This is a genomic window from Sphingobacterium psychroaquaticum (assembly GCF_004421025.1).
Lineage (GTDB): Bacteria > Bacteroidota > Bacteroidia > Sphingobacteriales > Sphingobacteriaceae > Sphingobacterium > Sphingobacterium psychroaquaticum.
This window is the reverse complement of the sequence record NZ_CP038029.1, coordinates 4,069,311-4,081,774: the sequence shown is the minus strand read 5'-3', so window position 1 is coordinate 4,081,774 and position 12,464 is coordinate 4,069,311. Positions and strand designations below refer to the sequence as shown.

The window sequence follows — 12,464 nt, the reverse complement described above, 5'->3', positions numbered from 1 at the left end:
GGGGTTAGTTGGTAGTTTTAACTACGAACTATCAACTACCAACCACAAACCACCCAACCACCAACTACACTTACGAATTGCGGTACAAATAGTAGTAATCCTTCACGACTACATCGATAAACTCTTCCGGTGGCATTTGTGGCTTAACCTCCAGTAGCTCCACCAGCTTGTTGCTGAGGGCAATAATGATGTTATAATCTTTTCGTTCGTATCCTTTTTTATATAATTCTTTAATTGTATTTGCGTCTTGATCGGATAATCTGATAGCCTGTAGGAAAGTTACCGTATACTCTCGGGTGATCTCTTCGAAGAGTGTTTCCTGCAAGGCGGTATCGGTTCGTGTACTGATTACCGCGGTATCTGCCGCAATATCACCGATACGCTGCGCCTTTGCCGTTGCGATAATACTGCTAATTCCCAATGCTCCAAAGCACAAGAATACATCGATGATTGTACATACCCAGCGGATAAAATACTGATAGATGGTAGCCCTGGTGCCATCAATTTTAACCACTTTTATCTTCATTAACATTTTACCCACCGTTTGCCCCTGAAAGAAGGTTTCCATCAAAAAGAAATAGAAAAAACAGGGCAGCAGAAGGAGCATATAAATGCCATAACTCAGCCAAAAGTCACTGTGCTTGAAAACTCCCATCCATTGCAACAAGTAATACACAAAGAGAGAGTAACAGATAATCAAGAAATAATCGATCGCAAAAGCAATCATTCGAGCCCCCAGTGTCGCTAGTTTATAGTCGAACCGAACATTTTGTGGCGTATTGATAGACAGTGTATTCATAGCATTGCATATCCAAGTAAAAATTTTTATGTTTGGGACTAGCAGTTTATAAATTTAAAACATGAGGGAAGTCTCCTTTATTGAACGAAATAAAGAAAAATGGGTCTCAATTGAAAATAATTTGAGAAATAAAATCAATGTAGAGCCCGATGTCCTTGCATCGAATTATATCGAGCTGACCAACGATTTGGCCTATGCTCAAACATTTTATCCGAAATCCAAGACAAAAGACTATCTCAATGAGTTGGCTATTGTAGCGCATCAACAACTTTACAAAGATCAACGTTCTTCGGAAAGTCAGTTACGTCATTTTATCAATTATGAGATTCCTGAAGCAATCTGGAGCATCCGTCGTCCACTCATTTATTCATTATTGATATTCAGCTTATCGATTGTTATTGGCGTCATTTCTGCGTATTACGATGTGGACTTTGTACGTCTTATTTTGGGTAATCACTACGTCGATATGAGCATTAAGAATATCGAGGAGGGAAACCCTGCCGGTGTTTACCAAGGAGGCAGCGAGATTGGCTCTGCGCTTCTCATTACGATCAATAATGTCCGGGTTGCCTTTTTAGCCTTTGCTTTCGGCATATTCTACAGTGTTGGTGCTGGTTTTATTTTATTTCACAACGGTGTTATGGTGGGCGCTTTTCACCAGATGTTTGCTACATATGGGGTTCTTGGAAAAGCCATGTCTGCCATTTGGATACATGGAGCTATCGAGCTTTCCGTTATCGTTATCGCTGGAGGTTGTGGACTGGCTGTGGGTAATAGTATGCTCTTTCCTAAATCATATACCCGTTTAGAGTCTTTCAAACGCAGTATGAAAACGGCGTCTAAGGTCCTGATCAGTACGGTACCCTTTTTTATAGTCGCGGGGTTTCTGGAAGGATTTGTAACGCGGCATTACCAATTGTCGCTTGGAATGTGCTTAACAATCATTGTTTTATCGTTTACGGCTATCCTATATTTTTATGTAGCCAAACCCATTCAACTAGCTAAACGTAACGGATGGGTATAAATTTTAACTTTAAAAGAGAGCGTAAGCTCGGAGATATCGTACAGGATTTTATTAACCTACTGCGCTTGGTGTTAGGCCATTTCTTACGCACTATTATTAGGCTTTCGATTATCCCTCTTTGTGGGATGTTGCTTCTTATTTATTATGGGACAACAAAAATTAATCTAACCGCAAAGGAGAGCTGGACTTCACAGCTTGACATTCTGTTTGTTGGAATTGGGATCTTAATCGTGCTCTTGGTCGTTAGTATGGTGTTTTTTGGTCTGGCTATTGAATACTTTATCCTACTGAAAAATAGAAAAGCGCTTGATTTTGGTTCACGTGATGTCCTGTCGGCTTTTAAGGGAGCTATTGGTAAATACCTCAGCTTTTTGCCAATCGCTATCATTGCATTGATTATTCTGGCGATTCCCTTGTTTATTGCGATGGGCTTACTTGTATTTATTCCTTTAGTAGGGAGTTTCGCTGCGGGTATATTAGCTTCGTTTGTTGGTGTTTGGTTTTTTTGTGCGTTTATGTTCTACCGAGAAGGGTATATGACGGGAACAGGGGCTATACCACAGACTTTTCCTATCTTAAAGAAGAAAATATTTGACTACAGTGTAGCCTCCTATTTGGTCAGTTTTGTGTTTCAGATCCTCTTGATGATGCTGATGCTGATGCCTTCCATTCTGTTGGCTGTAATAGCTTACAATACTATTGGTTTTGAACAAACTTTTTTTGATAGCTTGTTTGGACGTATGCTGGTTTCTGTGGGTGGAACAATCGTCATATTATTATATATCGTATATTATATGTTCTCCGTATTGGTTTCCGGTATTATCTACGAAACCGCTAAAGAGATACGGTATGGGGAGGATATTTATGAACAAATAGCCAATCTCGGAAAGGAGGAACATGCGCATTAAAGGTCTCTTTTTTGTTTGCAGTTATTTTCTGTTCTTGCAGGTCACGGCGCAATCGCGTGATACGGTGGTGCAAGCCTCGCCTGTAAAGGAAGTGGCTACGAGTAATGATAGTCATAGTTATTTGAAGAAGGGTTATTATGACAGGATCGCTACCATGACGGAACTACCGAAGGTAGATAGTGCAGCCTTCAGCACCATGGAAGCGAAATATCAAGGTGAAGACTTTCAATATGACACTGCCAATCCAGATGAGGAAAGTCTATTTCAGCGCGCTATGCGTCGGATAAAAAACTGGTTATCCAGTCTAATGCCTGATATGGGTTATTTTGAAGCATCCGATGCCTTCTATAAACTACTTGGGGTAGTCGCTATTGTGGTGTTTGTTTTGATCCTCTATAGAGCTTTGTTTTCTGGAAAGCGTTTGTTGGCGCCGGATGAGGAAGAGAATGATCCTGAAAGTACAATTCGGTTTATTGAGAAAAACTTGTTGGATGTGAATCTGGAGCATTATATCCAACAGGCGGATAAAGAGGGTGATTATGCATTAGCGATACGTTATCTTAATTTGTTGAATATCCAGTTGCTAGCGCGGAAAGAGTATATAAACTGGCGGCCATCGAAAACAAATATGGAGTTAATTTTAGAAATCAAAGATCCTGAAATGAGGAAGGATTTTGAAAGTAACACCCGCATTTTTGATACCGTTTGGTTTGGAGGAGAACCAACCAGCGAAGAACAATATACGGCGTATCGGCCTTATTTTTCACAGTTTCAAACGAGATGGAAATGAGAAATTCAACGCGATTTGGACTGATACTTCTAGGACTCACCCTGCTGGTCATTACGTTGATTGATGTGACTCGAGATCGGCAAGTGGATTGGACACGTACGTATAATCAGTACGATAAGATACCTTACGGACTCTTTGTGACGCGTAGTGAGTTGCCAACCATATTAGATAAAAGGCCGATTTCTAATTTCACAAATACAAGCTATCCTTTTATAAAGACTTTCCTCAAGGGAAAGGAGGCCAGTAGTGTCGTGTATGTGGTGGACCGTTTTACAGAAGGAAAAGAAGTGGTGGATGAGCTTCTAAATTATGTAGGACGAGGCGGGGAAGTTTTTATCTCTTCTAACGTGATTCCTTATCGATTACTTGATACATTGGGAGTTAAACAAGACTACTATTATGAGCAAGATCCTTCGGTATTGTTGGATTTTGAAGATCGTCCTTTTAGCTTGAGTAATGGAAAAAAGGCTTTCTATAAGGATCTGGAGTATCCTGGTTTGTTTTATGATTTAGATTCGAGTGCGGTCAGAATTATCGGATCTTTTGAAGCAGGAAAGAATAAGCAGAAATATCCGAATTTTATTGAGGCGAAGTATCACAAAGGTCGGTTCATATTCCATTTGGAACCATTGATGTTTACGAACTACTATATGTTACAGCCGGATAACTATCAATATGGAGCAACAGCTTTGAAGTTGTTATCTCGAAAGGAGGTGTATTGGTATGACGCATGGAACAATAATGAGAAGGAAGCGCGAACACCGCTCCGTTTTTTGTTGTTGAATGACGGTTTGCGACAAGGCTGGTATATCTTGTTGTTTGCATTGATCCTATTGCTTTTGTTTAAGAGCAAGCGTGAACAGGCAGCAGTGAAAGTGGTTTTGCCGGAACCAAACCTGTCTAAGGAGTTTGCGAAGACCATTGCTTCAATGTATTTTGAGAATGGAACACCGGGTAATCTGGGGCAGAAGAAGATTGAGTACTTTTTGTATGATCTTCGTACACAGTTTCAGTTGGATATCCAGCAACTGGAGGAGCCTGATTTTGTGCCACAGCTGGCGATGAAATCAGGAGTTTCGGTCGATATTTGTCGCAATTTAATTCGTATTTTAATTGCCAATAGGAATAACAAGTCGATGACAGATAAAGGGCTTTTAGCCTTAAATGAATTAATAGAAGATTTTAAACATAAAGCAAATATGCTATGAGCGAAACAGAAAATAGATTTGAACCTAATTTCGAAAATCGTATAGATCTTTCGGCTCTACGCACCCAAATGGAAGCCGTAAAGCAGGAAGTAAAAAAAGTTATTATTGGACAGGATGATGTCATTCACAAGTTGTTAATGGCTATTCTGGCAGGTGGACATTCGCTAATCGAAGGTATGCCGGGGGTGGGGAAAACATTAACGGCAAAGTTGATCGCGAAAAGCATTAAAGGCGACTTTAAACGGATTCAGTTTACACCAGATTTAATGCCTTCAGATGTGACGGGATCGTCGATCCTGGATCTTAAAACAAATGAATTTGACTTTAAGAAGGGACCTATCTTTGGAAACATCGTGTTGATTGATGAAATTAACCGTGCGCCGGCAAAAACACAATCTTCTTTATTCGAGTGTATGTCGGAGCGACAAGTAACAGCTGATGGAGAAAGTTATGCAGTACCTAGTCCTTTTGTGGTTTTTGCAACGCAAAATCCGATTGAACATGAAGGGACATACCGTTTACCAGAAGCACAGTTGGATCGTTTCTTGTTCAAAATCAATGTTGATTATCCGGCTTTAGCCGAAGAGATTCAGATTTTACGGGAACACCACGAACAAAAGGCTGCCGATAAGGAAGATTTGGTGGAAGAGGTGGTTGCGGTGGCAGATATTGTTCGTTTTCAACAGTTGGTTAAGCAGGTGTTTGTACATGAGGATGTGTTGAATTATATCGGACAGATTATCTATCACACGCGTTCTAATCCGAATCTTACTTTAGGGGCATCACCACGGGCATCTATTGCATTGATGGAGGCTGCTAAAGCGAATGCCGCACTCCAGGGGCGTGATTTTATTACACCGGATGATGTGAAATATGTAGCCCCTGCGATCTTAGGGCACCGGGTGTTGTTGACACCGGAAAAGGAGATGGAGGGCTTTACCAGTGACTTTATTATTAAACAGATTGTAGAAAGTATTGAAATTCCGCGTTAATGCGTTTTATCCGTAGCTTTTATATCCGTAACCTTTTTTTCTATTGCCTACTGGCTTTAGCGACCTTGTTTGTGTTATCATTTTTTATGAAGGCACTTTTTATCCCGGTCATCGTGTTGTTTTGGGGCTTTGTGGCTGTTTGTACATGGGATTTGGTGTTTTTATATGTTGGAAGGGGGCGTATGGAAATAAGGCGTCGTTATCCAGAGAAGCTTTCTAATGGAGATGAGAATGAACTGGAAATTGAGCTGTCAAATCATTATCCATTGGCTATGCAGGTGCGGGTGCTTGAAGAGTTTCCGATGCAATTGCAGGTGAGAGATTGGGAATTGAAAACTAAATTGCAGTCCAAAGAGGTGAAGGTATTGACTTTTGCCGTACGACCGACGAGCCGAGGAAGGTATGTATTTGGTCGTTGTCATACATTAGTGCGGCATATCGGTTTGTTTGAGCGTAAATTTCGACTGGATGAATCACTGACATTAGCTTGCTACCCATCGTTTATTCAGATGCGTAAATATCAACTGATGGCAACGACGGATCGCTTAGTGGAAATGGGAGTAAAGCGTATTCGCAAGATTGGTGCTACGTTGGAGTTTGATCATATCCGAGAGTATGTGCGGGGCGATGATTATCGACACCTCAATTGGCGGGCGACAGCAAAGCATAAAAAATTGCTGGTGAATCAATATCAAGAGGAGAAATCGCAGCCTATTTATGCGCTGATAGATACAGGGCGAGTAATGCGGATGCCATTTCAAGGACTAACCTTACTGGACTATGCCATTAACTCGGCCTTGGTGCTTACAAATGCGGCAATCCTGAAGCAAGATCGAGCCGGAATGTTAACCTTCTCCAAGGAGGTGGGGAATTATGTCGCAGCAGAGAAGCGGAATAATCAGATGCAGCGAATCGCAGATAAGTTATACGCCGTACAGACAGAATTTGAAGAGACTGAGTTTGGTCAGTTGTACGCGTATTGTAATAAGCATATTAATAAGCGGTCGCTTTTGTTGCTGTATACTAATTTTGAAACAATTGATGCCCTGTCACGGCAGATGCCTTATCTGCGGATGTTAGCTAAATCTCACATTTTGGTGGTGGTGGTCTTTAAAAATACGGAGCTGGTGGATATGTCACACGAAGCCGGCAAGAAAGTAATCGATGTGTATAACCAGATTATTGCAGAGAAATTTGTTTATGAGAAACATCTAATCGTCCAAGAGTTACATCGACAAGGAATCCAAACCATTTATACCGCACCGGAAAACTTGACGATTCAAGCAATAAATAAATACCTGGAAATTAAAGCTAGAGGGCTGTTGTAATGCGTTGTTGTTCGTAAGGAGTTTTGTGGTTGGGTGAAAGTCTACTTTGCCACTTTCTCCTTTCTGAAACAATTCCCGATGTCCCCTAAATGTCCTCCTCCTCTCTTTTTTTTATCTAAAAAAATTCCCTTAAAGGATAAATAAAGCCTGCTTCGGTTAACCCTATCGTTTTTTTTTAGAAATTTCTTCTAAAAAATATTCAAATGTAAAGATTTGTCTACAAGAATGTTGTTTCTTTTTTGGTTGTCTCATTTTGTTAAAATGAACAACATTGTTGTGAAATGAGACATGTATTGTGCCCCCTTTTTCTACTTTTGCGCCCGAAAATGGGGGTAAGAGCGCCAGGGCTAATCGCCTATATTATTAACTAAATAATTACAGTTTTTAAGGTCTCTTTTCTTTTGTGTTTTGACGCAGAAGGGGTGTTTGTTTATACCTGTTATTTAGCATGAACATGAAAAAACTATACATATTAATTTTTCTTTTAACCGCGCTTGGCTGGAGCAATTCGAACGCTCAATGTGTGTCTGGGTGTAACGATAATACGTTTGTGCGTAGCCACGCCCCGAATACTATTGAGTACGATAATATTGTGTCGACATTCCATGCAAGTATGGTTAGAGAAGCTGATGGTAAACTTATGGTATGGGGACAGGGCATTAGTCCGACAGCGACGAATGTGTTGAGCCCACAAGAGGTCAGCGTAAACAATGGTTATAATTTTACAGGTTCAATTTTACGCTTTACTGGTGCTAGTAGTGCCACCAGTCAACAATTTGCGCTCTTGACAACGACAGGTCTATATGTCTGGGGAACACGTACAAATTTAGTGGCTAATGGGAATTTGGTTAATGCAAATAATAGTTTCCAAAAAATGACGGTTGATGGGAAGGCGGATGGTTTACCTGTAGGTGTTATTCCTAGTGATGTTAAAATGTTGTTCGGAACATATCGAACCCTAGTTGTTGTTACTTGTACAGGGGATGCTTGGGTCTTATCGTCTACGGGGGCAAAGAACGGAGATGGGAGTACAGATAATAATGGTACAAAATGGACCCGCGTTAAGAAAGATGCAACAACGAATTTAACTGGTGTTGTGGCGGTTCGGGGTATCAATAATGGGTTAGTAGCTTTAACTTCTAATGGTGAGCTTTATACTTGGGGGACCGGTGTTTATCTCGGAGATGGGAATGCGGCGGTAAATTCTTCTTATGCTAAAAAGATGACTGTTCCAACCGGTGTTCAGCCTAAGATGATAGGGATGACAGTTGCGAATGCTTATTATTTATTGGCGAGAGACGGTCGCTTATTTTCGTTAGGGGGAAATACCAGGAGACAGCTGGGTATTTATTCTGATGTGGCTAGCTTATCTTGGGCTCAACCAAGAAAAAATAACAGCACTGGGCCTGTGTTTGATGATGTGGCATGGATTAGTCCGCAAGAACACGAAAATGGCGCAACCTACGCAGCTATTAACATATTAACCAAAGCGGGAAAACTGTACGCTTGGGGTTCTAATGATGGTAATATGATTGGGGGGACTAGTAATGGAACAAATTATGATCCGCTTTTAATGCCGGGTGGATTAGACGCTAACGATGTGCTCATGGCTGTCGAAACTGGTGGACATACTACCGTTGCGATAAAGCAGTGTAGTAAAAAGTATGGTTATGTGGGGCATAAAACGGCAGGTAGTATGGGAGATGGTTCGGGTGACTCCGGAAACCCAAATACATTCAGTTTTGCGACCAGTGAATTAACTGTTTGTGGTGCGCCAGCGGCTCCTCCTGTTCAAAATATAAAGATTTGTCCAAATACCACCGGCGATTTAGGCACAGCTCACCTTGCTGCAATCCCGGATGGTGTTGCACTAGAGTGGTGGACTACCACGAATCGTGCAACAGGAACAAAAGTGTCAAATCCGGGAGCTGTTGGGGTAGGTACATATTATGCTTTTTATATTCCTAATACAGGAAACTGTGAAACGCCACCTGCTTCACAAGCCGTGCAAATCACTATAGACAATATGTGTCCCACAGATTTAGATATAAAGAAATCCGTTAATAACAACTATCCGAAAGAGGGAGAAATAGTAACCTTTACGATTACCTTGAAAAATCTAGGGCCATATGATGCGACGAATGTGGAGGCAACGGAAGCACTGCCTAACGGTTATCAATTTGTTATTGCAGCACCTTCGCACGGAACATTCAATTCAGGCACGGGTAAATGGATGGTAGGTGGTCTGGCAAATCAAGCTACCGTGACACTTGCGGTTCAAGCAAGGGTGTTAGCCACTGGATTGTACAATAATACGGTAACAGTACGTGCGGATCAGTCAGATCCAGTCCCGGCTAACAATACTTTTATGTTGCCGGTAACATTGTGTAAATCTGGTTCCGGTCAGGTTCAGTTGAGTAGGAATGCACTGAAAAATTAACCCAAAATTTTATTTAATTCTTCTGTGTAAAAAATATTTCAAAGAATATTCTTCGGAATAATTCTACAAACGAAAACTTTTTGTGGTCATGGCGCTACATTTAGTTTTTACAAAGTGTAATTACTACACAAAGCGTAAGTTATAATTGTCATTTTATTGAATATTTGGATATAAGTAGTTATACATAGTATTGGTTGAGGGCGTCTTTTTATTTAGTTTGTTTTCAGTTTGTTATGCTCTTGTTTTTGTGTCTCAAAATTTTAAATGAACAACTGAGAAATAAAATTGAGACATATTTTGGGGCTTGCGTTTTTATATTTGCCACCTGAAAAAAAGAGGGGTGTCTCTCAACTATATTATCTATTAACTTTTAATTATGGATAACTGTAAACCATTAAGACAACGAAACAAGTTGTTTTTACATGTACTAACAATTTTCATACTTTCATTTTTTGGAAGCCAGTCGGCGTATGCTGATGGTTCAAAAGATTTGTATCCGACAGGTTCATCAAACTTAGGCGCTAGAGCTTGGCTGCGTGTAAGTACGACCGCAAACGAAAATTATCCTTTTGCAAACTTAGGTACGCACTATGTATATGCAAAGGCAGGGGAAACTATTGCTATTGCTTCTAGTGCCCAGGGAATTAGTAATAGCGCTCGATTACGCCTTTATAATACAAGTAATGCCTTAATTGTTGATCATCAAACGCCAACTTCTGGCACGGGGTCAAATGTGGGAAAGATTGCTTCGCGAGCGGAAGAAGTTGCTGGTCCTCGATTACCCGGAGTAACCACAGGGAGTGGGTATACGGCAGTATATCATACAGTTACGGTAACAGGTATTTATAAAGTTGAATTTGTTTCTACAGGTGGTGAGACAAGTACTGGAACGGGCGGGCCTACAGCTAATAGATCGCATGATGATTTGTGGTCCCAAAATAGTAATACATCGTTGATTGCCGCTTGGGACGTCTCTGTTGCCAATGCTGCCAAGACTCAATGGATTCCTGGTCGTGCATTTGCAATGGCGCATAATCTGTTTATAACAAGTAATGCCAGTTCAGATTTGGGGTATCACGGAAAGGTTAAGATTTTAACCAACGATGGATACTTGTATAATGTGAATAATAACGGTAGTAATGGAATCGCTTTTACTTTTTTTGTAAATAATAAGGGGTTTTATGAGAATAATATACCCGTGTATAAAAGTTTAGATGAATCAACGGTTGCTTTTTTGACAGGGAAGGTTCATAATCCGAATAGTGCAGATACAAATTCAGATTTTACACAAAAAATATTCTATACACTTCCAAATACAGACTTGCCAACATCTGCTTCTGGTGCTTTTCCTGGTGGAAATACTTGGTTGTTAAATAATCGGATTCCACCGACAGTGTCTAATGTTAGTATTCAAGGTGTAGATGGTACGGTGGGGCAGGTTAGTAATAAGGGGGGCGATATTCATTTTACCACAAATTTATCTGGGACATATACCATTGAGATTAAGAGCACGAATAATTCATTTCCATCCAGAAAGCTCACGGGGACGGCAATTGCAGGTGCGAATACCAAGTTTTGGGATGGAAAGGACGGAGCAGGAATGTCTTTGCCTAAAGGAAATTTTCCGGCGGAAATAAAGGTCGTTTTGCAGGGAGCCGAGGTTCATTTTCCGTTTTTTGATATGGAGGTTAACCCGAATGGTACTATCATTCAACTTTTGAAGAGTGACAGAACGACCGTTGAGTCTGACATTGTATATTGGAATGATTCTCCGGTAACAACTATTACAGGAAACGCTGAGAGATCTAACAGTTATGGTAGCAAGCCAAATCCACTAGACGGAAGTCAATTTATTATACCTCAGGGGACGTCTTCTAATGGAGGGCATACTTGGGGTAAAAGTTTAGGTGGCAATTCCTTGAGTTACGCCTTTGGAAATAGACGATCTATTGATACATGGACTTTCATTACAGGTGATGAGGAGAAAATTCAGACAAATATAGATGTAAAAATCACAGACCTTTCAGTAACAGTATCCCAGAGTAAAAATAGCGTTAAAGCCGGTGAGGAACTAACCTATACGGTGGTGGTGAAAAACTCATTTCACCCGAACGATCCTGCCCAGAATGTTTCAGCAGTGCAAGGCGCGCCATTTGGATTTACTGTACCTGTTGGCTTTGTGCCAAAAGCTAATGGAATCACTTTTACGGCGACTTCTTCTTGTGGTTCACAAGCGACAGCTCTAGCATTTAATACTTCGGAAAATAAGTACAAATCAACGCTAAATATGGGGGCTGGTTGCGTAATCACCTATACGATGACGGGTACGATTACGGCTGCGATGAGTGCAAATCCGACTGGTTCTGCTGAAGCAACAATCTTACGCCCGAATGATGTAACAGATTACGATGCGACAAATCCGGATGTCAATACACCGCCGACTGATCCGCATTACGAATGTGATGAAGCCGATAATGGAGGGGTATGTAATAATATTAAACCGATTGGACTCACATATATCCCTACTGTTGATCTTGTGGTAACAAAAACAGCGAATAATGCACAGGTTGCAATAAACGAAGATGTAATTTTTACGATAACGGTAAAGAATATTGGTCCCGATGGTGCAACAAATGTTTCGGTAACGGATGCATTGCCTGCAGGTTTGACTTTTAAACTTGCAAGTCCATCAATTGGAACTTTTGCGAGCGGGGTATGGAGTGTAGGAAGTTTGGCCAAAGATGCATCCGCAACGCTAACAATGACGGCGACCGCTACAACGGAGGGCACAAAGACGAATACGGCAGTAGCAACATCGTCGCAAGAGGAGTTAACACCACTCGATAATACAGCGTCAGCTTCGGTGGTAATCTGTAAAGCGGGTTCAGCGCAGGTTGGACTGAGTAGCGGAACACTTAAAAATTAAAGATAAAAAGGATTAGTAATTCCTTTTATCTACGATATATAAATAAACT

General features: G+C 40.9%; 9 protein-coding genes. 8 read left to right on the top strand and 1 reads right to left on the bottom strand.

The genetic code is table 11. The annotated features are described in order from the left end of the window. Nucleotides 1-70: 70 nt before the first annotated feature. Complete coding sequence (locus tag E2P86_RS16805) at nt 71-799, bottom strand: RDD family protein (protein ID WP_134433820.1); 729 nt, start codon at nt 797-799, stop codon at nt 71-73. 61 nt (nt 800-860) lie between these two features. Here E2P86_RS16805 and E2P86_RS16800 point away from each other — a divergent pair, with 61 nt between their 5' ends. The 8 genes from E2P86_RS16800 to E2P86_RS16765 all read left to right on the top strand — a co-directional run bounded on the left by E2P86_RS16800 (nt 861) and on the right by E2P86_RS16765 (nt 12,415). After that, entirely contained in the window at nt 861-1,823 is a 963-nt protein-coding gene (locus E2P86_RS16800; protein ID WP_134433819.1) for a stage II sporulation protein M, read from the top strand. After that, the gene (locus E2P86_RS16795) at nt 1,814-2,731 is read left to right on the top strand and encodes an ABC transporter permease (RefSeq protein ID WP_134433818.1); all 918 of its coding nucleotides are present in this window, start codon (nt 1,814-1,816) and stop codon (nt 2,729-2,731) included. Before E2P86_RS16800 ends, E2P86_RS16795 begins: the two co-directional genes overlap by 10 nt. Further along, nucleotides 2,721-3,521, top strand: a complete 801-nt coding sequence (locus E2P86_RS16790) for a DUF4129 domain-containing protein (protein ID WP_134433817.1) — start codon at nt 2,721-2,723, stop codon at nt 3,519-3,521. The genes E2P86_RS16795 and E2P86_RS16790 overlap by 11 nt, the downstream gene beginning before the upstream one ends. Beyond that, entirely contained in the window at nt 3,518-4,729 is a 1,212-nt protein-coding gene (locus tag E2P86_RS16785; RefSeq protein ID WP_134433816.1) for a DUF4350 domain-containing protein, read from the top strand. Before E2P86_RS16790 ends, E2P86_RS16785 begins: the two co-directional genes overlap by 4 nt. Then, complete coding sequence (locus E2P86_RS16780) at nt 4,726-5,721, top strand: AAA family ATPase (protein ID WP_085473695.1); 996 nt, start codon at nt 4,726-4,728, stop codon at nt 5,719-5,721. The genes E2P86_RS16785 and E2P86_RS16780 overlap by 4 nt, the downstream gene beginning before the upstream one ends. Nucleotides 5,722-5,807: 86 nt before the next feature. Continuing rightward, complete coding sequence (locus tag E2P86_RS16775; protein WP_240775533.1) at nt 5,808-7,049, top strand: DUF58 domain-containing protein; 1,242 nt, start codon at nt 5,808-5,810, stop codon at nt 7,047-7,049. Between the two features lie 454 nt (nt 7,050-7,503). After that, the gene (locus tag E2P86_RS16770) at nt 7,504-9,489 is read left to right on the top strand and encodes a DUF11 domain-containing protein (RefSeq protein ID WP_159451856.1); all 1,986 of its coding nucleotides are present in this window, start codon (nt 7,504-7,506) and stop codon (nt 9,487-9,489) included. A 376-nt stretch (nt 9,490-9,865) separates the two neighbouring features. Next, nucleotides 9,866-12,415 carry a DUF11 domain-containing protein gene (locus tag E2P86_RS16765; protein ID WP_085473697.1) on the top strand — a complete coding sequence of 850 codons (2,550 nt, stop codon included), beginning with the start codon at nt 9,866-9,868 and terminating at the stop codon, nt 12,413-12,415. Nucleotides 12,416-12,464 lie beyond the last annotated feature (49 nt).